The following is a 25,938-nucleotide window of genomic DNA, read 5'->3' as shown; positions in this document are numbered from 1 at the left end:
AACACGTAGGGTCGCACACGCGGATTCGTGACTGCACGAAATAACCCACAGAATTTTCTGGTTCACGAGTCTCTTACCCGGCTCATTTCCATCTTCGACCATGGCCGAAGAGCAGGCGGAGACAACGAGTCCGACGGACGTCTACCGGCAGTTCTTCTCGCTCGAGCGCGACGTGCTGGTCCTCTCGCTCGCGATGTTCGCGTTCAGCCTGGGCTTCCAGATGACCAACCGGTTTCTGCCGGACTACCTCGTCTTCCTCGGGGCGACGGGCTTCGTCGTCGGACTCTACGCCACGCTCGGCAACGTGATCGGTGCCGTCTTCCCCTACTACGGCGGGGTGGTCTCCGACCGCTTCGGCTCTCGACTCTCGCTCACGATTTTCGGCCTCTGCTCGACGATCGGCTTCGGCATCTGGCTGGCCGGCGCGTTCGTCCCCGCGATCGATCTCGGCGTGATCGTGCTCGAGCCCTGGATCTGGGTGTTCGTCGGCCTCCTCTTCGCGCAGGGCTGGAAGTCCTTCGGCGTCGGCGCGACCTACGCGATCGTCAAGCAGAGCGTGCCGCCCGACCGACTGGCGCGCGGGTTCGCCAGCACGGAGACGTTCCGGCGGTCGGCGTTCCTGCTCGCGCCGCTGATCGTCGCGGTGCTCGTCGCCGACAGCCTCATGCCGGGTTTCCTGTTCGTGCTCGCGATCGCGCTCGCCTTCGGCGCGATCGGGACGGTCGGCCAGCACTTCCTCTACGAGGCCGAAGACACCATCGGCAAGGAGTTCGAGGGCTTCGGCCAGATCCTCTCGGACCTGCGCGGGATGCCGGCTCCCCTTCGGCCGCTGCTGGTCGCCGACACGTTCGTTCGCTTCGCCAACGGGATGGTCTACGTCTTCTTCATCCTCGTCATCACTCAGATTATGGATATCGGACTCTCGATCTTGCTTCCGGCGGTCGGAGGGATCTCCCTCTCTCCGGCGGCCTTCTTCGGCGTCCTCCTGGCCATCGAGATGCTGGTCGCGCTGGTCACGATGGCTCCCACCGCGAAGATCGCCGAGTACACCGGGCTCAAGGCGGTCGTCGGGCTGGGCTTTTTCGTCTACGCCGTCTTCCCCGTCCTCCTGATCTTCGCCCCCGAGAACGCGGCAGTGCTCGCCCTGCTGTTCGCGTTCTCCGGGCTTCGGTTCGCCGGCCTTCCGGCCCACAAGGCCCTCGTCGTCGGCCCCGCGGAACGCGACGCCGGCGGCCGGGTTACGGGCTCGTACTACTTCCTGCGAAACCTGATCGTCGTTCCGAGCGGCGCGCTCGGCGGGGTTCTCTGGGAGTTCGCCAGCCCCGAACTGTCCTTCGTGGTCGCCTCGGCCATCGGAATGATCGGCGTGGGCTACTTCGCACTGTTCGGCCGGGAGTTCGACGCCTACGCCTGACAGCGGCGACCGATTCGGAACCGGACTCTCGCCGACTCGGTCCGAACTCGTCTCGACTCTCGAGAAACCGATCCGTCCCAGTCCGTACTATTCGGAGTTCCCCTCGGTCTCGAGCGCCGGTTTCATCCATTCTCGCGGACGTGTCGGTAACCCCGGTGTAAGTTGGTATCGTTCGTGTCGCCACACGCATATATAGGTTCGAAAGCGAATCAGGTAACGTGATGAAACCAGTTACGAGCGGCGTCGTCGAGCGCGTTCGTATCGGCTACGACCACCCGGAAACTCACGTCGGAGGTGACTCGAGATGACCACAAGTGTCCTCGTCACCGGTGCGACCGGCAATCAGGGCGGCAGCGTCGTCGAACACCTGCTCGAATCTGATACCGACTTCGACGTCTACGGACTCACGCGCGACGCGTCGGGCGACCGCGCACAGGAACTGTCCGAGCAGGGCGTGACGATGGTCGAAGGCGATCTGAACGAGACGGACTCCCTCGCACCCCACGTCGCCGAGGTCGACGCCGTCTTCGCAGTTACCAACTTCTGGACCGAGGGGTACGAACAGCAGGTCCAGCAGGGCGAGAACATCGCCGAAGTCGCCGCCGAGGAGGGGGTCGACCAGTTCGTCCTCAGCGGCGTCGGCAGCCACGAGAAGGATACCGGCGTCCCGCACTTCGATTCGGCCGACGAGATCGACCAGCACGCACAGCGCCTCGACCTCCCGCTCACCGTCCTCCAGCCCGTGTTCTTCTTCCAGAACTTCGAGGCCTTCGCCGAGGACGTCGTCGAGGACGGTCAGATCGCGCTGCCGCTCGAGGAGGGCGTCTCCCTCCAGATGATCGACGTAGACGATGTCGGTCGCGCCGCCGCAGTCGCGTTCGAGAACCCCGACGAGTTCGTCGGCGAGCGCGTCGAACTCGCGGGCGACGAGTTGACCCTCGACGAGGCGGCCGACGTGCTGAGCGAGGTCACCGGCCGGGACGTCGACCCGGTTCACGTCCCCATCGAGGACGCCTACGACTCCTTCGGCGAGGAGTTCACCGTCATGTGCGAGTGGTTCAACGAGGTCGGCTACAGCGCCGATATTCCTGCCCTCGAGGAGCGCTTCGGCTTCGAGTTCACGGACTTCGAGACCTATCTCCGCCAGAACGGCTGGGAGGACAAGGAGGGGATGGCCTCGGTTCCCGGCTGGGTCAAAGCGATGCAGTAGTCAGTTGCGGTCAGGTATACCAGACCGAGGATACTCTCCGCTGATAGCGGACTTCAGTAGTGGTGTTGTAGCCGTCCGTCTGTCAGCGCTTCTCCATCGAGTTCGACGATAAGGCCGATGGACATCGTCGTTATCACATCGTTCGGCGGAGATTCCGGGCGTTCGGGAGTGCAGACGTGCAGTTCGATCGTCCGTTCGGTTTGCTGATCGACTCCGATAACGTGATGAGAACCCCAATTTCCGTGCAGTGAGCGCTCTGCAACCACACCGTACTGCGTTTCGAAGTCCACCGACTCCATTGCCTCCGGAATATTCGTCTCCTCCGGGAACTGCTCCACGTCCTGACGACTCGCGAGGATGTTCACCACCTCCGCTTCGTCCGTCTCTAGAATTCCGCCTTCGAAATCGAACGCGTCGTACTCCAGTGGATTCTCTAGATCCGGGTCGGGACACTCGCTCGGGGCGCCTTCCTCGGTGAATGGGACGCTCCCGAGGCACCCGGCGAGGGCGATCGAACCGGCGGTACCCACGGAAGCGAGGAACGCGCTTCGCTTCATATCTCACCCACCATGTACCGTAATAAATAGCTTTTCGGACTACTCACGAATTACGAAGAACAGTGGGTCAACGGGGCCGGCTACAGGGCCGATATCGACGCGCTCGAGGAGCACCTCAGATTCGAGCTCGCGGACCTCGAGTCCTCCCTCCGCCAGAACGGGTGGGCGGACGAGGAGGGCCTGGCGTCGGTTCCCGCTGGGTCGAGGCAATGCAGTACTCGTCGAACTAACGACCGCGGTTTTTTCTGGCCGCTTCGATTTCAGTAACGACGCTGTGCGAACCACTTCACCCGTCGGAAACGACCGTCACGCTATTGACCGTCGCCCCAAATTCGATACACGATGACAACCGACACAGTCGGCCGGTTCGAACGCGCACTCGAGGACCTCGAGGTCGGCCTCGAGCGCGTGTCGGCGGCCGACGCGAGCGAGCGGATCGCATCGGTGGTAGAACCACCCGCGGTCGGAACGCCGCTCCCGTTCGACGGCGTCTCACAACCGGAGACGGTGACGACGCGCCCGACCAACGGCGACGTCGCGACCGCGCGGACGGGCGTTACCCCGGCCACGTTCGCGATCGCCGAGTACGGGAGCGTCGCGATCGAGTCCCGCGCCGAGGGCGACGAACCGATCAGCGTCTACCCGGACCGGCACGTCGCCGTCGTCGCGGCGAGCGACGTACTGCCGGATCTCGAGGCCGGATTCGACCGGCTCGAGACGCAGTTCGCCGAGCGGAACAGCGTCGTCTTCGCGACCGGGCGAAGCGCGACGGCGGATATGGGCGACCTCGTCCACGGCGTTCACGGTCCCGGCGAGGTCCGCGTGATCGTCCTGGAGGATCGGTGATCACGATGGCAGAGCGAACCCAGCCGCCCGAGACGCGGAACGAGACGGCCGCGCGACTCCGGCACCTCCTCGAGACCGAGGGCGAGGCCGTCCACGCACAGGCGAGCGTCTCGAACTTCCGTCGAACGCAGATCTACGAGGAGACCGACGATCTCGAGGCGCTTCGAACGCAGGCGCGGGGGATCAAGGAGGACGCCATCGATCGGCTTCCCGAGTTGATCGAGACGGTCCGCGTGGCGGTCGAGGAAAACGGCGGGACGGTCTACGTCGCCGACGACGCCGCTGACGCGAACGCGTACATCGCCGACGTGGTCGAGGACGAGGCACCCGAGAACGACGATCCCTCGGTCGTCAAATCCAAGTCGATGACCACCGAGGAGATCGACCTCAACGACGCCCTCGAGCGCGAGGACGTCGACGTCTACGAGACGGACCTCGGCGAGTGGGTCCTGCAGGTGGCCGACGACACGCCCTCCCACATCGTCGGCCCGGCGATGCACCTGAGTCGCCAGGAGATCGCCGACCTGTTCAACGAGCGGTTCGACCCCGACGAACCGTTCGAGACGGCCGAGGAACTCACCCGGTTCGCCCGGGATCACCTCGGCGAACGCATCCGCGAGGCCGACGTGGGGATCACGGGTGCGAACTTCGTCGTCGCCGAGAGCGGGACGATGACCCTCATCACGAACGAGGGCAACGCCCGGAAGTGCGCCGTCACGCCGGATACGCACGTCGCGGTCGCGGGCGTGGAGAAGCTGATTCCGACGGCTCGCGACCTCGAGCCGTTCGTCGACATCATCGCCAAGAGCGCGACCGGCCAGCCGATCTCCCAGTACGTGACGATGCTGACGCCGCCGACCGAGTCGCCCACGCTGGACTTCGACGAGCCGGACGCGCCGCTCGCGAGCGCCGAAGCTGACGATGCGTCGGCCGACTCGACCCACACGCCCGAGAGCGACCGCGAGTTCCACCTCGTCCTGCTCGACAACGGCCGGCTGGACATGCGCGAGGACGACCAGCTCCGGGAGACGCTGTACTGCATTCGGTGTGGGGCCTGCTCGAACTCGTGTGCGAACTTCCAGGCCGTCGGCGGCCACGGCTTCGGCGGCGAGACCTACTCCGGCGGCATCGCGACCGGCTGGGAGGCGGGCGTCCACGGCCAGGAGTCGGCGGCCGAGTTCAACGACCTCTGTACCGGCTGTACGCGCTGCGTCGACGCCTGTCCGGTGAAGATCGACATCCCGTGGATCAACACCGTCGTCAGAGACCGGGTCAACCGCAGCGACGACCCCGAGACGTACGACTTCCTCGTCGACGGGCTGACCCCGGACGCCGAGGAGGGTGGGCTCGACCTCGGGAAGCGATTCTTCGGCAACGTCGGGACGGCCGCCAAACTCGGCTCCGCGACGGCTCCCGTCTCGAACTGGCTCGCGGAGACGAGCCCTATCCGCGCGCTGCTCGAGCGGACCCTCGGGATCGACCGCCGTCGCGACCTGCCGACCTTCCAGCGGGAGTCCCTCGTCGACTGGTTCGAAAAGCGAGGCGACGAAGCCGCCTCGATGCGGCGAGCGGAACGGGCCGCGGCTCGAACCGACGGCGCCGATATCGACCGCGAGGTCGTCCTCTACCCCGACGTCTACACGAACTACGTCGACACCGACCGCGGAAAGGCCGCCGTCAGGACGCTCGAGACCCTCGGCATCCCGGTCAGCGTTCCCGACCTTCCCGAGAGCGGTCGCGCACCGCTGTCACAGGGGATGGTCGCGACGGCGGACCGACAGGCCAGTCGACTCTACGGGGCCGTGGCCGAGGACCTCGACGCCGGCCGCGACCTCGTCGTCGTCGAACCCTCCGATCTGGCGGCGTTCCACCGGGAGTACGAGCGGTTCCTGCCCGAGCGGTCGTTCGAGCGACTTCGCGACAACAGCTACGAGATCTGCGAGTACGTCTACGGACTCCTCGAGAACGGGGCCGACGCGGACGCGCTCTCGACCGCCGACGGTGACGCTGGCAGTGCTGGCGGCGCTACCGACCGCGGCGAGCCGATCGCCTACCACTCCCACTGTCAGCAGCGCACGCTCGGGCTCGAGGCGCCGACGACCGCGTTACTCGAGCGCTGCGGCTACGCGCCCCAGACCTCGACCGTCGAGTGCTGCGGGATGGCGGGCTCCTTCGGCTACAAGCGGGAGTACTACGAGGTGAGCGTGGACGTCGGCGACCGTCTGGCGCGGGAGTTCGAACGGGCGGAGACGGTCGTCGCCTCGGGGACGTCCTGTGGCGACCAGCTCGAGACGCTGCTCGAACGGGCCGTCCCGCATCCGATCGAGATCCTGGCGCCGGACGCCCGAGACGACGGCCGCTGAAAGCGGTGTCTCGTGTCAGCGCTCGCGTCCACTCCGCGCGGTGAGTCCCCGTCGCTACGATCGCGCCGCTTCGAGCGCCTCGGTTCGACTTCGGAACCGCTCGAGCACCGACGGCCGACCGCGACACTCGAGTCGCACCTCGTCCCCGTCGTAGTCGACCGTCTCCACGGTCGTCCGATCGTAGGCCGCAGAGACGATCGCCATCGCCTCGTCGCAGTTGGGCATCCGTATCGTCGCGGATTCCGTCGGGAGCCGCTCCCGGATCGCCGTCAGCAGCGTCTCGAGGTTCGTCCCCTCGAGTACGCTCACCGGAATCGGCTCTGCTGTCGAAGCCGGCAGACGATCCGCCGCCATCTCGAGTCGGCGCGTCTGCTCGCCCGCCGGGAGACGATCGGCCTTGTTCAACGCGGGAACGATCCGCTCGTCCGCGACGTCCTGCGCGGCGAGCACCTCGTGCGAGACCTCGAGCCGTCGGCGAAATCGCGCGGGCGGATCGCTCGCGTCGGCGACGAGGACGACGACGTCCGCTGTGGCGGCCTCCGAGAGCGTCGAACTGAACGACTCGACGAGGTCGTGGGGTAGGTCGTCGACGAAGCCGACCGTGTCGGTCGCGAGCACCGGCCGGCCGTCGATCGTCGCCCGCCGAGTCGTCGTCTCGAGCGTCTTGAACAGCCGATTCTCGATCGCTGCGGTGGCGTTCTTGCTCGAACCGTCAGGGTTCGAATCGTCGTCGGTCCGCGACTGCTCGAGCGAGAGGTCGTCGGCGAGTCGGTGCAACAGCGTCGATTTCCCGGCGTTCGTGTAGCCCGTGATCGTGACGAGATCGAACCCCTCCTCGCGGCGGCGCTCGCGGAACTGTTCGGCCGGATTCGGAAGGGCCTCGAGTTTTCCCTCGAGACGGTCGATTCGATCGCGAACGTCGTAGACGGGCGATCCCTTCTCGGTCCGTTTGTTGAGCGCGCCCTCGTCCGCGGACTCGATTATCCGCGGCAGATCGTACCGGAGTTGTGCTAACTCGACTTGCAGTTGCGCGCGTCGCGTCCCGGCCTGGGCCTCGAAGAGTTCGAGAACGAGACGGTATCTGTCGCGGACTGCCGTCCCGTCGGGCAGGAGCGACTCGAGCGTGTGGTGCTGGTTCGGCGTGAGTTCCCCGTCGACGACGACGCGCTGTGCGTCGTGGCTGGCGACGGTTTCGGCGAGTTCGTCGACCTTGCCGCGCCCGAAGTAGGTCCCGGCATCTTCCGGACCGGTCTGGGTTAGTTCGGCGACGGCCTCGTCGCCGGCCGCGCGGGTGAGCGCCCGTATTTCGTCGGTCTCGACGGGGGTGGTCGTCGATCGACTCGCGATGACTGTGCGTCGACCTGTGCTGTAAGTTCGTGACATCGTAGTGTTGTTGGAAGCATGTGTTCGGTATCGGTACGGACCCCGCTCCTGCCTCGAGCGACCGCCAGCAGGAGCTATCGGGGCGAGTACGGCCCGGGCGGTCGCGTGTCGAACGACTGATCGAACCGCACGATCGGCGTAACGGTTGCGCGAATCCCGGCTCAGCGAGAGGAAAGGGTCTCCATCGGCCTACGTCGAACGTTACGGTCGAACGATAAATTCGTTGCGGTCGGCAGCACCGAGCGCGGGTTCGAGACGGTCCGTCGTCGTCGCTCTCGTACGTGAACCGGTCGTCGAAGAAGGGAATCCGCTATTCGTCGAACAGTTCGTCGACCGCCTCACGCGCGGTGAGCGCTGCGTCGTCGGCGATCTGTTCGGGATCGGGTCCGTCCTCGGTCTCGGGTGCGTTCAGATAGACGTCGACCTCGAGGACGCCCTCCTCGAAGGTGACGGTGACGTCGAGATCACGCACCTCGGACTGCTTGTACTGCGAGAAGACGTAGCCTTCCGCAGCGTCGGAGGCCGTCTGGACGACCTCGTCGTCCGTCGGCTCGCCGGTCGGCATTTATGCGCCGCCTGCGCCTGGTCCGCCTGGGCCTGCCGGGCCGCCCATGCCGCCGCCCGCGCCGCCGAGCATCTCTTCGAGTTCGTCCTGGAGGCTCTCGAACTGCTCCTGGACTCGATCTTCCTGCTTTTCGAGGGTCTCGAGTCGGATCTCGAGGGAGTCGACCTTGTCCTGAAGGTCTTCCTCGGCCGCGTCGTACTCGGTCTCGACGAGCAGCTCGCCGACCTTTCGGTACATGCCGGTCTCCTCGTCGATGTTCTCGAGTTCCTCGAGAGCGTTTTCGGCCTCGGAGAGGCTCGACTCGGCTTCCTGCTTCTGCATGGCGACCGTCTGGGCCGTCTCCTGAAGGTCCTGCAGTTGTTCGATTTTCTCCTGTGCTTCCGGTGGGAGATTGCCTTGCATATCTCGACCGTCGCCCTCCGCACTGATAAAGCCAAGCTTTGACGTCGGCGAGCGGAGCCGTCGACAGCAGCCCACACGTCTTTTTGCCGAGCCGGTGTGGGAGTGACGATGCGACGGCGCGAGGCGCTCGCTACCGGCGGCTGTCTGCTCGCAACGGGGGCGGCCGGCTGCCTCGAGACGCTTCGCCGGGAGGACGCCTGGCGCGAACTCGTGGTCGACCCGCCTGAGGGCGTCTACGTTCCGCCACACACGGACGAGACGGTTCCCTACGGGTCGACGACCGCGGTCGGACGCGAAATCACGCTCCTGGCGACGCGACCTCACTCGTTCTGGGTCGCCACCGGCGCAGAACGGAGTCGGGCCGACGTTCGATCGCGACACGCGCTCCACCTGATGGTCGACGTCAGGGACGCGGAGACGGGCGCGATCGTCCCCGCGCCGGTGACGACGCGGATCCGGAGCGGAAGCGAGGGCGCCAACGGCGACCGGATCGATCAGCGGGATCTCTGGCCGATGCTCTCCCAGCGTATGGGACCACACTACGGCGACAACGTCCCGCTCGACGACGACGGCACCTACACGGCGACGATTCGGATCGGGCCGACGAGCGCCGAACCGGTCGGCTCCCTCGGCGACCTCGAAGAGCCGACGACCGTCGACCTCGAGTTCGAGTACGAAGCCGCCGGAATCGAGGGACTCGAGCGCCGGCTGATTGACGAGGACGAGGGTCGCGGCGAACCCGACGCGGTTGCGCCGATGGGAGAGCACGACGGGGACCGTGGCGAGACGGCGTTCGACGGTGAGGGCGCGACTCGACTCGGATCTGAAACGGGCGACGATACCGTCTACAGCGCCGCGCTCGTCGAAGACGACGGGAGCGGAACGGAGTCTTCGGCACTCGCAGTGATGGCGCGGACGCCGTACAACCGGTATCCGCTTCCGTTCGCAGCGCTCTCGGCGACGATCTCTCGGAGCGGCGAGCGGATCGCCGACGGCTCGCTCGAGGAGACGATCGACCCGCGGTACGGCCACTACTACGGCGCTCCCGTCGATCCGGCGGTCGTAGAGCGCGGCGACGAACTGTCGATCGAACTCGAGACGCCTCCGCAGGTGGCTCGCCACGAGGGGTACGAGACCGCGTTTCTCGAATCGACCGCGGTGACGATCTCCCTCGGTGACGGCTGACGTCATCGCGTCAGTCGACTCGGGGTCGCTGATCCGTCACTCGGGCTGGCCCGTCTCGGTGGACGGGACGTGTCCGTCGGCCGTCCAGAGGATACCCAGCCCGAGTGCGAGCAGCAGGACGCTCACGGCGACCCAGTGGGGATTCCACGCTTCGGTTCCGTGGACGACGTTGTGCAGGTCGAGCACGTAGTGGTCGACGATGCCGTCGTAGACGTTGAACACGCCGGCCCCGACGACGATCCAGCCGACGAGGTAGCGCGTCGAGAGCCGTTCGGTAGTTCCGTTGACGGTAGCCCAGAGCAGTCCGATCCCGACGGCCGTGATCCCGAGCGTGGCCAGCAGGAAGAGCCCGTCGAACATGACGTTCGTTCGCAGTCCGTCGAGGCTGTACGGATCGTAGTACCCCGAGAGGAGGTGGTGCGTCTGGAACGTCAGGTGAAAGATGACGGTATCGACGACGGCGCCGAACCCGAACCCGATCGTTCCGCCGGCCAGCAGGAGCCGACGACGCGTACTGCCGGTTGTCGTCATACGATACCCACGACGGCAGCGGCGAAAAAACGAAAGCCCGCAACTGCCGCGCGTAGCAGGGTCTATCCTCGAGTGGACCGGCACTCACTCGAGCCGCTTCGACGCGACCGGTCGCTCAACGATCCGCGAGCGCCGCGTCGCCGATTTCGGCCGTTCGCTCGGCCACGTCGATCAGCGAGAACCAGGTGTTGAGCGCCGCTCGAAGGGCGATTACGTCCGCGGCCACGACGTCGACCCTGACGGTCGCCCCCTCGCGATCGATCGTCGTCCGCGAGCGGTCGTCGTCGATCTCGCCGATCTCGCGGGCGACGCTCTCGGCGACGAGCGCGGCGCGAGCCGGGGTCTCGTAGTCGAACTCGAGGGTTGCGTCGTGAGAAGACACGCGCGGTCGTTAGTTGACGTCGACTTCCTTGACGTCGCGACTGCGCTCTTTCAGGAGCACGCGGTGGCCACAGTACGGACAGCGGACGCCACCGTACTCGTCGATCTGGACGTCGCGTTTACAGCGGGAGCACTTGTAACTCATACAGGGTGAAAGGGGATTATTCGCTGTCTTCGGCGAGTGCAGCGCGGATCGAGCGCTTGACGGTTCGGCCGGCGGGGGTCTCGGGGCGGTAGGCGCCGCCGGTGAAAACCTCGCCGGTCTCCTCGTTCTTCCAGATGCCGGTACCGACGCGCTTGACGTCGTCACCGTCGACCTGTGCGCTGTTCATGTCGTCTTCAATCTCGCTGACGCGACGTCGGGCAACGCGACCGTAACGTGCGCCGAAGCGGCCTGCACTCCCGACGTCTCCTTTATCAGACATGGTGGTAGCTATCGTCAGCGGATTCTTAAACCTGTTGAGTTACGCCGATCCGTTCTCCATCCGTTCGGCGACCGGACCCGTGAGCAGTTCCCGGAAGACCAGCGCGAGCGCGGCGAGGTAGCCGACCGGGGCCAGCGGTGCGGCGAGGAGCCCCGTTCCGACACCCGTCACCGCGATGGCCGTTCGGACGACGAGGCCACTCATCGCGAGCAGCGGAATCGCAGCCAGGACGGCGTCGGGTCGTTCGAACATGGCTAATTATATCTCATTACCGCCGGTCGGAAAAGGGTCCGAGAACCAGCAGCCAGTGTCACTTCCGTGAGGTCGTGACAGTTCTTGCACGATGTGGGTCGACGGCCCGGTTACCGGAACTCCGCGTCGGACAGCACGTCGTTCAGATCCTCGCGGATCCGTTCGCCCATCTCCCGGCCAGGAGCGGTCGTCACGACCCGGTTTTCCTGCACGCTCGAGCCGTCCCGGAGGAGCATGCGAACGTTGCCGCCGTCGTCGGCGCGGGTAACTTTTGCCCGAAGTCCCGACTGGGAGCCTTTCCCGCCGGCATCGATGGGTCCCGGGATGACCTTCTTGACGTGGGGGTGGTCAGCGACGGTGTGGATCGCCCGCATCCCCGTGCGGCCGCCGATCAGCGTGGTGTGACTGCCGCCGATCTTCTCCGCCGGCGGCGTCTCGACCACGTCGAGTGCGGGTTCCCCGCGGCGCTCGAGGACCGCCTCGACGGGATCGTCGTCCGCGACGCGGTAGAACGGGTGGTGGATATCCTCGCGGACGGCCTGAATCACCGCCCGTTCGCCGCCGGCGTAGACCTCTTCGGGGCGCTTGCGGCGGATCTCGTCGCCGATCAGCCCCGCGAAGTTCCGCAACTCGACGACCTCGTTCTCGCCCTCCTCGGGCGTCGTCGTAATCGTCGTCTCACCCAGTACCGGATCGGCAGGTTCGCTCGCCGTCGCCGTGTCCTCGTCGCTGTCGTCTGCAAGCATCGTTAGTGTCGTCCGTTCGCGCCCCGCCTCGAGGACGATCGCCGCGGTGTTGGTCTCCCGGCAGACCAGACAGAAATCGCCGGGTTTCTCGAGCGGCGAGGCGCAGTGGCGACACTCCATAACCGTGGTTCGAGAGACGCGTGTAAAATGACCGCGTTTTCGATTGCGGCGCTCGACCGTTTGGGCTGCTACAGGATCTTCTCGAGAATCGTCCGAACCGCGTCCGTCTCCACGACGTCGAAGGGGACCCGCATCGGGGAGACTGAGACTTTGCCCTCGAGTAGAGCGTGACGGTCGGTGTCGTCGGGATCGGGAATGTCCCGGTTGGCCATCTGCTGCCAGAGGCGGTTGGTCAACTGGAAGCCGCCGTCCTCGATGGTGGCGTCCATCTCGTAGACCTCGGTCGGTCGGGTCAGTTCGAAGCCGTTGGGCTCGACGTCGGGCCGCGGGACGTTGACGTTCAGGTAATCCACGCGGTCGAACAGCCCCGTTCCGGGGACACCGGCCACGAGCGTCGCGGCGATTTCGCCCGCGCGTTCGAAGTCGGCCGGCTCGAGGTCCCGTTCGATGCCGAGCGTGTCCATGGAGACGGCGATCGACGGCGTGTCGAGGTAGGCCGCCTCCATCGCGGCGCTGACGGTTCCGGACCGCGAGAAGACGTAGGCTCCGAGGTTCGCGCCGGAGTTACAGCCAGAGACGACGATATCGGGCTCGGGCTCGAGCGCGTTGACGCCGACGATGGCGCAGTCACAGGGCGTCCCGCGGACGGCGTAGCCGAGTTCGTGGTCGGCGTGGGGGACCGGCGAGGTGAACAGCCCGTCGGCCATGCTCGTCGTCAGTTCCGGGTCGTCGTCGTCCGTCGCCGTCCGACCGTACGACAGCGACCGACCGACGGCGCTCTGGTTTCGATCGGGCGCGATGACGGTGACCGAGCCGACCTCGGAGAGCGCGTCGTACAGCGCTCGAATGCCCGGCGCGTCGATCCCGTCGTCGTTCGTCAGGAGAATCTCCGGTTGGTCGTCCGCGTCCATACCCTGGCTTCGGATTCGGCGTGGATACGAGTACCTATTCGGCGCTCGCCTCGGGTCCCAGCGCGTCCGCGAGCTTCGTACCACAGGACCGGCAGTATCGTGCCCCCTCGGAGACCATCGCCTCACACTCCGGACAGACCAATCCATTCTCGTCGACCGACTCTCGGTCCGCTCGAGCCTCGAGGTCCTCGCCGCAGGATCGACAGTACGACGCGTCCACGGAGACGTCCGCTCCACAGGACGGACAGCCGGTCGTCTCGTCCCAGAGGACCTGTCGCCTCGAGTTCGAGACGTAGTTGTACGCCCCCCAGAGGACGTTGCCGACTCCCATCGTCCACCAGGCGGTTAGAACCGCGACGAGGATGTGCGAGCCGACCGTGCCGAACTCCCGGTCGACCATCACGACGCGGTCGCGGTGCTCGTCCTCGATGGTCCAACCCTGTGCCACGAGGTCGTCGATCTGGCGTTGCAAACGGGTGCTTCTCATGGAGGGGTGTAGGAATCGAACGGGCAAAAACCGGTTGTCAGGACTCGAGACCTGTTTCGAAAGGTGATTGTCACGGCGTTTTCGCGATAACTGTCGAGAACAGAACTCCCGTCTCGAACGGTATTATCGGCGCGCAGTGACGTCGATACTCATCGGAAAACGTGCACGTCCCGGGGTCACTGTAAAGCCGATTCGAACGGAACCGCTGGTATGAGCGTTATCGTCGAATTCACCCTCTCAACCGAGGAGTTCGTCTTCGGGTCAGCCCTCGAAACGGTCGAGGAGATGGCCATCGAACTCGAAGCGATCGTTCCGACGGGCAACCGGGTCGTCCCCTACTTCTGGGCGACCGGGACGGACTTCGACGGATTCGAACGGCACGTTCTCTCCGATCCGGATATCGAGAGCATTACGAGGCTCGACCGAATCGACGAGACGGCGTTGTATCGTGCCGAGTGGGCTCGCAACGTCGACGGCCTCCTCGACGGGCTCGCGGAAACGGAGGCGGTCGTTCTCGAAGCGATGACGATGCAAAACGGCTGGAACTTTCGCGTGCGCTTTCCGAACCACGACCTGCTCGGTCAGTTCTACAACTTCTGTACCGAACGGGCGATCTCCATTCACGTCGAACGCGTGTACACGCTCGCCGAAGCCTCACGAGCGGGCCGCATATTCGATCTGACACCCGAACAACGCGAGGCGATCGTTCTCGCCGTCCAGAACGGCTACTATAGCGTTCCTCGAGAGACCACGCTCTCCGAGATCGCCGACGAGGTGGGAATCTCCCAGCAGGCAGCCTCGAAGCTCGTTCGTCGTGGTGCGGAGAAGGTTCTTCAGGGCGCCTTGCTCAACCCGGGCGAACGGTTCTAATCGCGCGAGATTCACCGATCCCTCGATTCCGGTAATAAAGTGGTTGTTATGACCACCTGCAGTCGGAACAGTGAGTGTAATTTAGCGTTCGTACAATGAACGCTGATAGAGGGAATGGCAATCCCGTTGACCGTCTCTATGGGATCCTCTCGCACCCACTGCGACGAGCCGTTCTGGAGACGCTCAGAGGAACCGAGATGGAAACGGTCGATGCGGTCGTGCGGTCCCTCGCCGATTCGGAGAGATATCAGGCGGACGGCGGCGAACAGTTCGAGGAAACGACCCAGATCGAGATCGCACTCCACCACCACCATCTACCGCTGATGGCAGACGCGGGAGTGATTCGCTACGACTCCGAGACGGGGACGGTCGAGAGGGGCACCGATGCCGACGTCGCATACGATCTACTGGACGCCGTCTCGAGGCGACATCGCGACTGAGACGACGCTCCGAGTGGCCGCTCATCTGACGAACGGGATCCGTCGTCGAACGCGAGTCCACACGGACGGCTCCCGTCGCCGAACCCGAAGCGTCGTTCCGTCGACCTCGAGGGCCACCTCGGCCGCGGGAATCCGCTCGCCGTCCGGCAGCCGAACGACCTGCTCACCGTTCGGAACCGTCCCGCCGCTCGTTGGGCCGAACCGCGGCGGATTCCGGATCACGGGCTCCGAAAGCGGTTCGCTGTACTCGATCTCGTACGCAGTCTCGCCGTCCACGTCTCGCTTCTGCCAGTCGACGATGTGACGGTCGTCCGTCGTTCCAATCATACTCGGTGTCCTGTCGATTCGTCGGTAGTGGTTCTACTCGTGAGGGTAGTATAACGCTCCTTCGCGTCTCGACATCGTCACCCGAGATCCACCGGATCCACCTTCAGGTACTCCCGCAGCACGACCGTCGCGTACGACCCCTTCGGGAGCGCAAAGGAGAGCGTGAGGGGGTCGGTCTCGGACTCGAGATCGGTCCGCACCAGAATCGCGCGTCGGGTGCCGGTCGAGTGGAACTCGCCGGGGAGATCGAAGTCCTCGGGTGCCAGATCGAGGTCGTCGAGCACGCGCCGCTCGATCTCGCCCACTTCGCCGTCCGCGAGTTCGGTTTCGGTTCCCACGAGCGGCGCGGTGACGAACGCCCGGCCGCGCTCGCAGTGACGCGTCACCGACCGGACGCGGCGCTCGTCGACCCGCTGGAGACGGTCGGTGTCGGGCAGTTCGAGACCCTCGGGCGCGTCGGTATCCGAAAAGCAGACCACGTCCCCTTCGACGGGTTCGTCGAACGGCAGGCCGCGCTCGAGGCGCTCGCTCAGCATCAGGTTGAACGCGTACGACTGGGCGGCGTGGACGAACAGTCGCTGGAGGTTCGAGGGAACGCGCTCGAGGGCGGCTCTGAACTCCTCCGGACCCGGCTCGCCGTCGCACTCGACGACCCCGTGGAGCATCGAGCGCTCGTAGCGCAAGCGATTGGGGAAGCGCTCGAGGGCCTCCTGCCAGTCGCGGGTCTCCTGGACGAACGCGCGAGCCTCCTGTGTCCCCTCCGGTTCCTCGTCCGTCGGGTTTCCGAGGTAGGCCATCACGGCACCCTCCCAGCTTCCGCGGGCGATCTCGAGGCCCACTTTGTGGGTCACCGGGCGACGACTGCCGAAGCGCTGCTGGCCGAAGAAGTTGGGGACGCCGATCGAGACCCCAGCAGCGTCGGGGGATTCGAGCCCGCCGAAGGCGTGCAGTTCGTCCGTGATTTCGGCCGCGTTCGCGGGCCTGTCGGGATCGCTGACCACGAGTTCGAACGCGTTTCCCGCGAGGTCGCCGAACTCGAGCGACCGGCCCGCCCGTCCGACCACCTCCACCTCCGCGCCGTCGACGTCCGGGAGATCCTCGGGGTCGGCCCCGTAGACCGAGAACAGCTGGGTCGTCACCGCGTACTTGTCCTTCGTGCCGGCCCAGTTGACGCGCTCTCGGGACATGCCGAGCGCGTCGGAGAGTCGCGAGGCGAAGTCGTTCGTGTCCCAGCCCGACAGCGTCACCCGGAAGACGAGGTGGGGGTACGCGTCCGTGGGCGCGTCGACCGGTTCGGTCGCGAAGCGCTCGAGTTCGCGCACGCGAAAGTGTTCGTCGTCCTCGCGCAGTTGGCCGCCGACGCCGTCGGCGTCGCTGGCGTAGTGTTCCATCCCGACGGCCTGCTCTGTGGGGTGTGCCGGACGCATACTACTTGGCGACGCTTCGGCAGCCGGAGGTAAATCGGTTCGTTCTTGCAGCGACGGGGCTCGAGCGACGCCCCTGCCAAGCATTCCCATGTATAGGACTGACGGTGATTCCGGTTGTCTGTTCGATCGGTCGAGAACAATGTGTGCGACATTCACGAGCGACGACGAAGGCAAGCGTGTCGTCAACGAAAACGGCGACGCGATCGGGATCGTCGAACACGTCGAAGCGGGAGACGTCTACGTCAATCCCGACCCGGGTATCACGGACAACGTCAAATCGAAACTCGGCTGGGGTGATGCGGACGAGGACACCTACGCGCTCGACACCGAGAACGTCGAGGCGATTACGGACGACGAGATTCGGATGCGCCGACTGTAGTCACGGCCGTCCTCGCCGCTCGTCTCGATACTCCTCACACCCGTTCTCCGCGGCGACGATCCCGGATCGAACCGCTCCGGTGAGCGTATGCAGGCTGTTTCGGTTTGGCTGCTGAACCTGAATATCGGAACATGACATTCCAGATGCCGGCCACGTGTCCGATCTGTCAGGAGACGTTAGCTCCCGACCGCAGCCTCGACGACCATCTCGTCGGGAGCCACACGCACCGCGAGGTCGTCAGTCACTTCGTCTCGGAGTACGATCTCACCGGCGAGCAGTCCGTCGCTGACTGACCAGTCTCTCGCGGGAGACGACTCTCGTTCGCGACTTCTCAGTTACCACGTCCGTTCACTCGACTCTCCACTCCCGAAACCGAACTCGTTATCGACAGGTCGACCGAATGGGACGTATGGACGTGAAAGACGTCCGACAGGCGCTCGCGCTGACGGTCGGACTCGCCGTCGGAATCGGTCTCGTCTCGCTCGTGGCGGGAGACCGTCTCGGACCGGGGTTCGTGATCGGCATCCTGTCCGTCCCCCTCGTCGTGCTCGCGCTGTCGGCTATCGACGGCCCGCTCGAGGAACGGACGGCTCGCGTCGGTGCCATCGTCCTGTCGGCGGGACTGCTCGGGGCGGCGTGGTGGCTGTACTGATCACCGTTGCCTCGGCGTTCGCTATCTGTCTTCGCGACTACGGTCCACATCGATGCGGATTCCGAGTCCGTAACGATTCCCCGCTCCCGCCGCTCGAGCCGTGAGGCAGGTGCTCGGACGAAAATTGATCGCTCGTTCCGACAGCCGAACCGGCACGAAGAAGTCGTGTCCCGTCGCCCAGCACGGCGACGAGTCGTCGATCAGTCGCCGAGTTGCTCCTCGTGGAGCAGTTCGCGCTCGCGGAAGACGACGAAGACGAACTCCGGATCGGTCTCGAGTTCGACCGTCCGGCTGTCACCCTCCTCGACGGTGCCGTCGTCGCCCCACGGTGTCGGCTCGGAGTTCACTGGTTGGATGAACAGCTGGACCTCGTCGGCCTCGAGTTCGTCGCCGCCCTCGTGGGTGACGGTCAGCGTCTCGTCCTCCTCGTCGTAGTCGACCTCGAACTCGGCGTTCGGTGTGATAACGTGGTCGCTCACCTCGACGGGGTCGTCCGCAACGGTCCACTCGACGACGAGTTCGGTTCCGGTCTCGAACTCACCGAGATCGATCTCGTCGCCGCCGGCGAGTTCGTCGTGCTCGTCGTCCGGCTGCACGGCAGTCGCTTCGCCGTCCGCGAGGACCCGGAACTCGGTGCTACTGCGGGCGACCGTATCGCGGTAGACGGCGACGATGCTACCGTCCCGGGATTCGAAGGAGAACGCGAATCGAGGCTTCGGTGTGAAGTTGAAGACGTGGTGGCGGTACCGGCCCTCGTCGTCGTGGAGGACGATGGTGATGCGCTCGTCGACCTCGACATCCGACAGTACGACCGCGTCGCCCGTCGTGAGCGTGTCGTGTTCGTCGGCGAACAGCGACTCCGGCTCGTGGGCGGTAGCTGAACCCGGAACTCGGCGGTTGATACCCAGTCGCTCGGGGTCGGCCTCCTGCTCGCCGACGTAGGAGAGTTCGACCTCGTCGGCGTCGGGATCGTAGGCTGCCTCGAAGGCGTCTGCAGCGGTCACCGTCCGACCGAGCGTGTACTCTCGGTCGATGTCTGCAGTGGCCCACGAGAGGGTCCCTTCTGCGAACGGCTCCGCTTCGACCGTCAGTTCGTCGCCTGGCTCGAACCGATCGTACTCGTCGGCCGGCTGGACGGGCGTCGGTTCGCCACCGACGCGCAGTTCGAGGTCGTCGGCGTCGACGGCGTCGCCGTCGTCGTGGGCCACCGTCAGCTCGCCGCTGTCGCCGTCGTACTCCATGGTGACTCGCGCGTTCGGACGCACGACCAGCTCACCGACCTCCATCGGCTCGTCCGGCGCGGTCCACTCGACGGTGAGCTGCGTGCCGATGTCGTAGTCGCCGAGTTCGACGTCGTCGCCGCGCTCGAGGGTGTCCACGAGGTCGGTAAACTGCGTCTCGGCCTCCTGACCGTCGACCAGCAGGCGGAACGCCGCCGCGTCGCGCTCCCGCTCGTCGTGATACTGTGCGACGACACCGCGATCCCGGTAGCGGTGGAGGAAGACTCGCGGCGGACGCACCCGGTGGCTGAGGAGTTGCGTCGGGGATCGGCGGGGTTCGTTCGGCACGTCGAGGTCCAGCGAGACGTGGTCGCCGACGCCGACGCCCTCGACGCTGACCGCGTCACCCGCGGTCAGCGCGTCGTACTCGTCGGCAAAGCCGTCGTGCGACTCCACATCGACGTCGGAGTAGGACTGAAGAGTCAGCTTCGACGGATCGGCCTCCCGATCGCCGACGTACTCGATCGCCAGGTGCTCCGTGTCGAAGTCGTAGTCGGCCTCGAAGGAGTCCCGTCCGACGAGGTAGCTGGCGTACGTGTAGAACGCGTTTGCGTCCTCGTCGAACCAGCGGAGGGTGACCGTGGCGAGGGGGTCGGTGGCGACGGTCAGTTCGTCGCCCTCTTCGAAGACGTCGAACGTCGCGGCCGGGCCGTCGTCGGAGCGTTCGCCGTCGTGCCACAGCTCGAGGTCGTCGGCATCGACCGGCTCTCCGCCGCGGTGACGGAAGACGACGACGCCCTCGTCGTGGTCGACCTCGGCGACGATTTGCGCGTCGGGTGCCGCCTCGCGGTCGCGCTCCGGCGGCTCCTCGGCGACCACCGTCGCGTGAACGAGGTCGTCTTCGCGATCGATATCGATCTCGGCGACGACGCCGGGTTCCAGTTCGGCGACGATCGCTTCGGCGGTCTCGTCGTCGAGGTCGCTGCCGTCGGCCGGGAACAGGGCGTATCGGTTCTCGACGGTCCCCTCGAACGTATTCGGATCGTCCGCAAAGCCCGCTGCGAACGCGTCGAGGGTGTCGGAGTCGATGCCGGGGAAGCCCACCTGCTCGACGTCCGGCGCGAAGTAGACGAGCGGCTGGTCGCCGAGCAGTTCGAACGCCGTACCCGCGTCCTCGTGAGCGTCGAGAAATGCCTCGGCGTCGCCCGCATCGACGTCGACGGCCGCGCTCGTCAGCGCCGCGGCCTCGTCGCCGTGGGCGACCGCCGCACGGTCTTCCGCGGTCGCGTACGCGCGATCGGTCGCTTCGGCGAGCCGCCAGTCGTCCTGTTCGTCGGTCTCCTCGCCCGGTTTCGGCTGGTCGAAGGAGCCGACCGCGACGCCGAGCTGGCCGGGAGGATCCATGCTGTGACCCGCGGCGACGTGGGAGACGTCACCGACGTCGAGGTCGTCGAACGATCGAAGGACTCGCCCTACCTCGTAGCCGTGCTCGTCCTCGGCGTCCGCGACGTCGGCGAGGATCACCATCCGGTAGTCGGTATCCGCGGCCGACTCCGACGGGACCAGTGCGAGTGCACCCGCGGCCCCGTCGGGGACGTCGACGTCGAGACTCTCGAGTTGTTGTGCGTACGATCCGCCCGTGATGCCGGCGAAGCCGACTGCCGTGACGGCGCTACTGGTGAGGAAGCTCCGTCTGGAGGGACGTTTCACGTGTACTATATCTAAGAGGCCCTGTAAATATTTTTCTATGACATTAACTGCCGTCCAAGATACCGGAGAGCCCCCGTTCCGCACCGCCGAGGGCCAAGGTGACTGGGAGCGGGACTCGATGCCCCGTGGTCTGGACTCGCTGCGGGTCAGCCGTCGCCACAGCCCCCGGTACGCGGGTGTGGCGCGATTCGACAGTCGTCGCTCAGAACAGCGATAGCTCGCCGGTCACGGCATCGACCCGGTCGTCCGCCGCCGGACCGACGGCGAGCGTGGTGACGGTTCCGGGCTCGAGTTGGGTGTGCCCCGCGTCCCTGACGACCGCGTTCGGGATTCCCTCGCTGTCGGCGATGGCCGAGAGTTCGTGCAGTTGGCGTTCGCTCTCGCCTTTGAGGACGACCTTCTTCTGGCCGCCCCGTTTCCACTGGCTCCGGAGCTGGTCGTCCGCCTTCTCGTAGGCCGACAGCGACGCGTGGGCGACCTGTGCGGCGAGCTTTCCCTGTCCCATGCCGATGTCAGTGCGGGCGACGATGGCCTGTTTCATGACAGAGGCGAGAACGCGGACCCCTATAGTTGCCACTGAAAACCGGTGTACTCCCGACCCGCAGAGTAGTACGCCGCCGCCACGGCGGTTCACAGGACGAAGTTTACTGTCCACACTCGTGCTCCGCTGGCGTTTCGGTTACGCTATCACCCGTTTCGGGCCCGGTGTCCTCGTTGCTCTTCTCTTCGATCGCTTCGGGTCCGGTGTCCTGGTTGCTCTTCTCTTCGATCCGTCGCTCGACGTGGTTGAGGAGCAGATAGAGCACCCACCAGATGCCGATAAGCCATACAACGAGGCCGATAACGGGAGAGCCACTCTCGAGTGCCCAGCCGAAGGGGAGAAACAACACGATGCCCACACCAACTGCTTTCGCCATGAGCAGGGCTGCGTCTACCGCCGTGCCGCCGTCGATATAGTCCACTTGTTCTTCAAGCTTCTCTGAACTAGTTAGGCGTGTTCATCGACGCCCGGTTCGGTGGACTCCGCATCCATCATCTCGCAGGGGATTTTGCGAACGGGTGTGCTGGCTCACGACCCAGTCCCGAACGTACGCTTTCGAGAATCTTCGTGCGGAACGCCTCCGAGCCGCTCCGTCGTGCGGTCGGTGTGACCACCAGTCGGGATCCCAACTACTTTACCGAATTAGTTAGTGGGTCGAAATATGCCGTCCACGCCGCTCGTCGACCCCGACGAGTACTTCGCTCGAGCGGACGCCGGTTCCCTCACGCGAGCGGTCGCGCTCGTGGTCGTCTACTGGCTCGGCTCTCTCGCGGTTGGACTGCTCTGGCGAGTTACCGGCGAGATCGCGGTCGAACCCGTGACGCTGCGGTATCTGCTCCAGACGCTCGAGGCGACGCTGCTCTACTGGGTGGTTCCGACAATTCTGCTGTACGGACTCGGCCACGCGCTCGGTGCCGACCTCGAGCCGGCCGACGCCCTGGCTCTCGCCGCGTGGGGACTCGTCCCGTTGCTGGCCGGAGAGGCGGTTTCGAACCTGTTCCTGTACGCGGCTTCGGCACTCGAGATCGATTCGGCCGCCGTTCCCCCCGAACCCGACCTCTGGTTGTTCGTCCCGCTCACGCTACTCGCCTGCGGCTGGGCCGCCTACATCTGGCGGGGCGGGCTCCGGTACGGGTCCGGCCTCGAGCGCTCGACCGCAACGTCGACGGCCCTGCTCACGGGAGGGATCTGTGCGGGGCTGTTGCTGCTCCCGGTTGCGACGTAGTACCGATCGGCACCGTTGGTCGGACCAAACGGGCGACACCCGTGTCCATGTCCGTCGGATCTCAGTGAATAATCTCGCCCTCGAGACGAAGGTCTCGCTCTGTCCGTCTCGCCTCCGCTCCCGCTTCGACGAGCGTCGGCTCGGTGGCCGGCTCCGAAAACCGATTGGGATCGGGATCGACGCGTTTAGCTACCGTCGAGAAGACCGACCCTCGGCGGCCCCCCGCCGAGACGATACCGCCGTACTTCCGTTCCTCGAAGGAGGTCTCGTCCGGGTCGGGGAACTCCTCGCGAATCATCGCCGCGGCGTCCCTGACGTACGCCGCCGCTTGCCGCTGTGAGTACTGGCTCTCCTCGTAGTAGGTCTCGACGTACTCGTCGGCTAGCTCCTCGGCGGAGTGGGCCGGCGACTCGTAGTGGATCGACTCCGGCGTGGTGTGTCCGCTGGCGAAGCGAATGTTCAGCGTGAAGCAGTCGGGATAGCGCACGAGCAGCGGGGCGTACACCATGTCGGTTACGGTGGCTCGCTGCTGGATCCGCCAGGCCCCTTCGAAGTAGTACGCCGCGATCTCGGCGATTCGGTCGTCGCGCTCGCCCCGGTAGTACGCCATCGCGACCTCCTCGTAGTCGTCGCCCGCGATCCGCCGCAGCCGGCGCTCGAAGCTCTCGCTGGCGTGATCGAGCTCCGCCTCGTAGGCGCTAAGCAGTGGAACGTCCGGGTCCGCGAGCAGGTCCGCCTTCCGCTCTATAGCCTCCGCGATAGTCAGCATATTCTCGTGGAACACCCGCTCGGCGTCCACGTCGGGAAGCGGTATTCTGACCGCTCGCTGGTGCAACAACCGCGTGTCGCCGTTGAACCGCTCTCGTTGCCCCGCCATGGAATGGCGTTCGGGATCCGTCGTACTAATCGATTCGGGCCGAAAACAAGAGAGTCCGAATTTCTATCACGTTCCCGTCGTTGGATCGGGCGAGTGATACTGCCGGACCGACTCGAAGATCGGTCAGTCGGGCGTTCGAGACCGACCGCTCGCTGACTTCTATCTCTCAACAGCGAGAGAATTCCCGTCCTGAGGCCGGAGGCCGAAGAGCGGGCGTGAATCGCGTAAGCTCCGTTGCGCAACTGCCGTCGGTGGCGGGCGGGATATTCACTTTCACCCCGCACGGCCAACCTATAACTCCATACACCGACATAGGCTATGTATGGCGAAAAGGACCGTCACCCGGACCCACGTTGCGTCCATACGCAACCAGCAACAGGTCCGCGACGGTCTCGATTCGCTCGGATTCGCTGCCTCGAAACTCTGGAATGTTGCCCGGTGGACCATCGGGCGCATTTGGGACGAAACGGGGACGGTTCCCGGCGAAGGCACGCTTAAGTCGTACCTCAAAGGTAACGAACGCTACACTGACCTCAACGCACAGTCAAGTCAGGCAGTTCTTGAAGAATTGTCTGAGGCGTTCAAATCGTGGTACGGCCACCGCCGAAACGGGAATCAGAACGCGAATCCGCCCGGCTACCGAAAACACGGCGACGACCACCCTCGTTCAACCGTCACGTTCAAAGAAGACGGCTTTAAGCACGACCCAAAGAACGGACGTATCCGCCTCTCGAAAGGACGGAACCTCAAAGCACACTGGTCGGACTTCCTTCTGTGCGAATACGAAACCCGACCGGACACCAAGGTCGAGAACGTCCAACTGGTTCGTGCCGTCTACGAACACGGCGAGTGGCGCTTGCATATCGTCTGTCGTCATCAGAAATCTGTGATTTCTGATTGGCACGCAAGACGTAGCACGTCTTGCGAACGGCATGAGGTCGAAACCAGTTCCTCGGGCGACCGAACCGCCGGTATCGACCTCGGGATATGCAACTTCGCCACCGTCTCGTATGGCGACGAAGCGACGTTATATCCTGGTGGCGCGCTCAAGGAGGATATCTACTACTTCGCCAAAGAGCGAGCGAAGTGCGACGATTCAACCTCCCGAGAAGCGCGCCGACTCGACCGGAAACAGACCGAACGCCGAAGCCACTTCTTGCATGCGCTCTCGAAACATATCGTTTCGGAATGCGCCAAGAGAAGCGTCGGAACCATCGTGGTCGGTGATCTCGGCGGTATCCGCGACGACGAGAACGGTGACGCCCGCAACTGGGGCGACCAGGGCAACCTCAACCTTCACGGGTGGGCGTTCGACCGCTTCACGTCGATGCTCGAATACAAAGCCGAGGACGAAGGTATCTCAGTCAAACGGGAATCTGAGCGAGATACGTCCAAGACGTGTTCGACGTGTGGGACGAAAGACGGGAACCAGCGCATCGAGCGGGGGTTGTACGTCTGTGACGACTGTGGAACAGTCGCCAATGCAGACATTAACGGGGCCGAGAATATCAGACGAAAGGTACTCCCGAATCTCGCCACTGACGGTGGCCGGGATAGGGATAACGGCTGGATGGCACAGCCAGCGGTTCGCCTGTTCGACCGTAGTGAGGGCCGTTTCGCCCCGCGAGAACAGGTCGTGGACCGCGAACCCTAATATCCCAACGCGGTACGGGAAACCGCGGCGTCGTCGGGCGTAGCCCGACTGCTTGAGGGAGCGAAGCTCCCTCTCTGTTCACGCCGCGGAGGATGTCATCCGACAGTATTAGGACCCCGTGTTCGCTCCTACTCGATATGATCCTCTCCGACGCGGACATCCTGCAGCGCTTAGAGGACGGCGACCTCGTCGTCGACCCCCTCGACGACCTCGAACTCCAGATTCAGCCGGCGAGCGTCGACCTCCGGCTGGGCGAGGAGTTCCTCGAGTTCCAGCGGACGAACATCCCCTGTATTCACCCGAACTCCGAACAGGAGGTCGACGAGTACGTCACCGAGACCGTCGTCGAAGACGGGGACGATTTCATCCTCCATCCCGGCGACTTCGTGCTGGGGACGACCTACGAGCGCGTCGAGATCCCCGCGGACCTGATCGCCCACGTCGAGGGCCGCTCGTCGCTGGGTCGGCTCGCCGTGGTGGTGCACGCGACGGCGGGGCTGTGCGATCCGGGCTATCGCGGGCAGATTACCCTCGAGCTATCGAACCTCGGAACGGCTCCCGTCGCGCTGACGCCGGGGATGCGGATCTCGCAGTTGACCTTCACGGAACTGAAGACGGAAGCCGAGCGGCCGTACGGCAGCGACCGCGGCTCGAAGTACCAGGACCAGAACGGCCCGCAGGCCTCCCGAATTCAGAGCGACGACGAGTTCGGCGGGGACCAACTCGATCGAAACGAGTAACGATCGGTGCACTGTCGTATCTGCGTCTCGATACCGACGGCGAACACGCTGTTATCGTGGCCACCAGGATTTCCACGCCCTCCCCAGCCGATTTACTC

The 25,938-nt window shown here is 65.1% G+C and carries 31 protein-coding genes; 13 read left to right on the top strand and 18 right to left on the bottom strand.

Going from position 1 to position 25,938, the window contains the following annotated elements:
* Positions 1-100 precede the first annotated feature (100 nt).
* A complete protein-coding gene (locus ACSFC7_RS13210) occupies positions 101-1,414 on the top strand; it encodes an MFS transporter (protein ID WP_436343251.1) in 1,314 nt (437 codons plus the stop codon).
* Between the two features lie 304 nt (positions 1,415-1,718).
* A complete protein-coding gene (locus ACSFC7_RS13205; RefSeq protein ID WP_436343250.1) occupies positions 1,719-2,624 on the top strand; it encodes an NmrA/HSCARG family protein in 906 nt (301 codons plus the stop codon).
* A gap of 53 nt (positions 2,625-2,677) precedes the next feature.
* Here the strand turns inward: ACSFC7_RS13205 and ACSFC7_RS13200 are convergent, their stop codons facing one another.
* Entirely contained in the window at positions 2,678-3,181 is a 504-nt protein-coding gene (locus ACSFC7_RS13200) for a hypothetical protein (RefSeq protein WP_436343248.1), read from the bottom strand.
* A 342-nt stretch (positions 3,182-3,523) separates the two neighbouring features.
* Here ACSFC7_RS13200 and ACSFC7_RS13195 point away from each other — a divergent pair, with 342 nt between their 5' ends.
* Both ACSFC7_RS13195 and ACSFC7_RS13190 read left to right on the top strand, forming a co-directional pair.
* A complete protein-coding gene (locus ACSFC7_RS13195; protein WP_436343247.1) occupies positions 3,524-4,027 on the top strand; it encodes an LUD domain-containing protein in 504 nt (167 codons plus the stop codon).
* A 5-nt stretch (positions 4,028-4,032) separates the two neighbouring features.
* Positions 4,033-6,390 (top strand): LUD domain-containing protein, encoded by a 2,358-nt coding sequence (locus ACSFC7_RS13190; RefSeq protein WP_436343246.1) that lies wholly within the window; start codon positions 4,033-4,035, stop codon positions 6,388-6,390.
* 54 nt (positions 6,391-6,444) lie between these two features.
* On the opposite strand, the gene hflX is transcribed toward ACSFC7_RS13190, so the two are convergent.
* The 3 genes from hflX to ACSFC7_RS13175 all read right to left on the bottom strand — a co-directional run bounded on the left by hflX (position 6,445) and on the right by ACSFC7_RS13175 (position 8,740).
* The gene (gene hflX / locus ACSFC7_RS13185) at positions 6,445-7,773 is read right to left on the bottom strand and encodes a GTPase HflX (RefSeq protein ID WP_436343245.1); all 1,329 of its coding nucleotides are present in this window, start codon (positions 7,771-7,773) and stop codon (positions 6,445-6,447) included.
* A gap of 310 nt (positions 7,774-8,083) precedes the next feature.
* The gene (locus ACSFC7_RS13180) at positions 8,084-8,338 is read right to left on the bottom strand and encodes a DUF3194 domain-containing protein (RefSeq protein ID WP_436343244.1); all 255 of its coding nucleotides are present in this window, start codon (positions 8,336-8,338) and stop codon (positions 8,084-8,086) included.
* Positions 8,339-8,740 (bottom strand): prefoldin subunit beta, encoded by a 402-nt coding sequence (locus ACSFC7_RS13175; protein ID WP_436343243.1) that lies wholly within the window; start codon positions 8,738-8,740, stop codon positions 8,339-8,341. It lies immediately after the preceding gene.
* 108 nt (positions 8,741-8,848) lie between these two features.
* Here ACSFC7_RS13175 and ACSFC7_RS13170 point away from each other — a divergent pair, with 108 nt between their 5' ends.
* The gene (locus ACSFC7_RS13170) at positions 8,849-9,925 is read left to right on the top strand and encodes an iron transporter (protein ID WP_436343242.1); all 1,077 of its coding nucleotides are present in this window, start codon (positions 8,849-8,851) and stop codon (positions 9,923-9,925) included.
* A 36-nt stretch (positions 9,926-9,961) separates the two neighbouring features.
* On the opposite strand, the gene ACSFC7_RS13165 is transcribed toward ACSFC7_RS13170, so the two are convergent.
* The 8 genes from ACSFC7_RS13165 to ACSFC7_RS13130 form a co-directional block, all read right to left on the bottom strand.
* Entirely contained in the window at positions 9,962-10,456 is a 495-nt protein-coding gene (locus ACSFC7_RS13165; protein ID WP_436343240.1) for a DUF2243 domain-containing protein, read from the bottom strand.
* Positions 10,457-10,571: 115 nt separating this feature from the next.
* Positions 10,572-10,838: a KEOPS complex subunit Pcc1 gene (locus tag ACSFC7_RS13160; protein WP_436343239.1), complete on the bottom strand. Its 267-nt coding sequence runs from the start codon at positions 10,836-10,838 to the stop codon at positions 10,572-10,574.
* Between the two features lie 9 nt (positions 10,839-10,847).
* The gene (locus ACSFC7_RS13155) at positions 10,848-10,982 is read right to left on the bottom strand and encodes a DNA-directed RNA polymerase subunit P (protein WP_117365043.1); all 135 of its coding nucleotides are present in this window, start codon (positions 10,980-10,982) and stop codon (positions 10,848-10,850) included.
* A 16-nt stretch (positions 10,983-10,998) separates the two neighbouring features.
* A complete protein-coding gene (locus ACSFC7_RS13150) occupies positions 10,999-11,262 on the bottom strand; it encodes a 50S ribosomal protein L37ae (RefSeq protein ID WP_436343237.1) in 264 nt (87 codons plus the stop codon).
* 39 nt (positions 11,263-11,301) lie between these two features.
* On the bottom strand, positions 11,302-11,514 hold the full coding sequence (locus ACSFC7_RS13145) for a hypothetical protein (RefSeq protein WP_436343235.1): 213 nt from the start codon (positions 11,512-11,514) through the stop codon (positions 11,302-11,304).
* A 110-nt stretch (positions 11,515-11,624) separates the two neighbouring features.
* Entirely contained in the window at positions 11,625-12,380 is a 756-nt protein-coding gene (locus ACSFC7_RS13140; RefSeq protein ID WP_436343233.1) for a DUF2103 domain-containing protein, read from the bottom strand.
* A 68-nt stretch (positions 12,381-12,448) separates the two neighbouring features.
* Positions 12,449-13,291 (bottom strand): 5'/3'-nucleotidase SurE, encoded by an 843-nt coding sequence (gene surE / locus ACSFC7_RS13135; RefSeq protein ID WP_436343231.1) that lies wholly within the window; start codon positions 13,289-13,291, stop codon positions 12,449-12,451.
* A 34-nt stretch (positions 13,292-13,325) separates the two neighbouring features.
* Positions 13,326-13,778, bottom strand: coding sequence for a zinc ribbon domain-containing protein (locus tag ACSFC7_RS13130; RefSeq protein WP_436343230.1), 453 nt, complete (start codon positions 13,776-13,778; stop codon positions 13,326-13,328).
* 210 nt (positions 13,779-13,988) lie between these two features.
* Between ACSFC7_RS13130 and ACSFC7_RS13125 the strand changes: the two genes are divergently transcribed.
* Together ACSFC7_RS13125 and ACSFC7_RS13120 are read left to right on the top strand one after the other, a co-directional pair.
* Positions 13,989-14,648: a helix-turn-helix domain-containing protein gene (locus ACSFC7_RS13125; RefSeq protein WP_436343229.1), complete on the top strand. Its 660-nt coding sequence runs from the start codon at positions 13,989-13,991 to the stop codon at positions 14,646-14,648.
* Between the two features lie 95 nt (positions 14,649-14,743).
* Positions 14,744-15,088, top strand: coding sequence for a DUF7344 domain-containing protein (locus ACSFC7_RS13120; protein ID WP_436343228.1), 345 nt, complete (start codon positions 14,744-14,746; stop codon positions 15,086-15,088).
* Between the two features lie 21 nt (positions 15,089-15,109).
* On the opposite strand, the gene ACSFC7_RS13115 is transcribed toward ACSFC7_RS13120, so the two are convergent.
* Both ACSFC7_RS13115 and truD read right to left on the bottom strand, forming a co-directional pair.
* Positions 15,110-15,415, bottom strand: coding sequence for a hypothetical protein (locus ACSFC7_RS13115; RefSeq protein ID WP_436343227.1), 306 nt, complete (start codon positions 15,413-15,415; stop codon positions 15,110-15,112).
* A 77-nt stretch (positions 15,416-15,492) separates the two neighbouring features.
* On the bottom strand, positions 15,493-16,842 hold the full coding sequence (gene truD, locus ACSFC7_RS13110) for a tRNA pseudouridine(13) synthase TruD (protein WP_436343226.1): 1,350 nt from the start codon (positions 16,840-16,842) through the stop codon (positions 15,493-15,495).
* 139 nt (positions 16,843-16,981) lie between these two features.
* Here truD and ACSFC7_RS13105 point away from each other — a divergent pair, with 139 nt between their 5' ends.
* The 3 genes from ACSFC7_RS13105 (at position 16,982) to ACSFC7_RS13095 (ending at position 17,873) form a co-directional block, all read left to right on the top strand.
* Positions 16,982-17,221: a PRC-barrel domain containing protein gene (locus ACSFC7_RS13105; RefSeq protein ID WP_436343225.1), complete on the top strand. Its 240-nt coding sequence runs from the start codon at positions 16,982-16,984 to the stop codon at positions 17,219-17,221.
* 131 nt (positions 17,222-17,352) lie between these two features.
* On the top strand, positions 17,353-17,514 hold the full coding sequence (locus ACSFC7_RS13100; RefSeq protein ID WP_436343224.1) for a hypothetical protein: 162 nt from the start codon (positions 17,353-17,355) through the stop codon (positions 17,512-17,514).
* A gap of 116 nt (positions 17,515-17,630) precedes the next feature.
* Positions 17,631-17,873, top strand: a complete 243-nt coding sequence (locus ACSFC7_RS13095; RefSeq protein WP_436343223.1) for a hypothetical protein — start codon at positions 17,631-17,633, stop codon at positions 17,871-17,873.
* Between the two features lie 200 nt (positions 17,874-18,073).
* On the opposite strand, the gene ACSFC7_RS13090 is transcribed toward ACSFC7_RS13095, so the two are convergent.
* From ACSFC7_RS13090 to ACSFC7_RS13080, 3 genes are all read right to left on the bottom strand, one after another.
* Complete coding sequence (locus tag ACSFC7_RS13090) at positions 18,074-20,803, bottom strand: hypothetical protein (RefSeq protein ID WP_436343222.1); 2,730 nt, start codon at positions 20,801-20,803, stop codon at positions 18,074-18,076.
* Between the two features lie 202 nt (positions 20,804-21,005).
* A complete protein-coding gene (gene pth2, locus ACSFC7_RS13085; RefSeq protein ID WP_436343221.1) occupies positions 21,006-21,344 on the bottom strand; it encodes a peptidyl-tRNA hydrolase Pth2 in 339 nt (112 codons plus the stop codon).
* A gap of 103 nt (positions 21,345-21,447) precedes the next feature.
* Positions 21,448-21,765: a hypothetical protein gene (locus tag ACSFC7_RS13080; RefSeq protein WP_436343220.1), complete on the bottom strand. Its 318-nt coding sequence runs from the start codon at positions 21,763-21,765 to the stop codon at positions 21,448-21,450.
* A 240-nt stretch (positions 21,766-22,005) separates the two neighbouring features.
* Between ACSFC7_RS13080 and ACSFC7_RS13075 the strand changes: the two genes are divergently transcribed.
* Positions 22,006-22,569, top strand: coding sequence for a YIP1 family protein (locus ACSFC7_RS13075; RefSeq protein ID WP_436343219.1), 564 nt, complete (start codon positions 22,006-22,008; stop codon positions 22,567-22,569).
* 61 nt (positions 22,570-22,630) lie between these two features.
* Here ACSFC7_RS13075 and ACSFC7_RS13070 read toward each other — a convergent pair whose 3' ends face one another.
* Positions 22,631-23,446, bottom strand: coding sequence for a hypothetical protein (locus ACSFC7_RS13070; RefSeq protein ID WP_436343218.1), 816 nt, complete (start codon positions 23,444-23,446; stop codon positions 22,631-22,633).
* A 322-nt stretch (positions 23,447-23,768) separates the two neighbouring features.
* On the opposite strand from ACSFC7_RS13070, the gene ACSFC7_RS13065 reads away from it, so the two are divergent.
* Positions 23,769-25,100: an RNA-guided endonuclease InsQ/TnpB family protein gene (locus ACSFC7_RS13065; RefSeq protein ID WP_436343216.1), complete on the top strand. Its 1,332-nt coding sequence runs from the start codon at positions 23,769-23,771 to the stop codon at positions 25,098-25,100.
* Between the two features lie 137 nt (positions 25,101-25,237).
* Positions 25,238-25,840, top strand: a complete 603-nt coding sequence (gene dcd, locus ACSFC7_RS13060) for a dCTP deaminase (RefSeq protein ID WP_436343214.1) — start codon at positions 25,238-25,240, stop codon at positions 25,838-25,840.
* Positions 25,841-25,938 lie beyond the last annotated feature (98 nt).

This window comes from Natronorubrum halobium, from assembly GCF_051351675.1.
GTDB lineage: Archaea > Halobacteriota > Halobacteria > Halobacteriales > Natrialbaceae > Natronorubrum.
The sequence above is the reverse complement of the archived record's forward strand: the minus strand, read 5'-3'. Positions and strand labels throughout refer to the sequence as shown.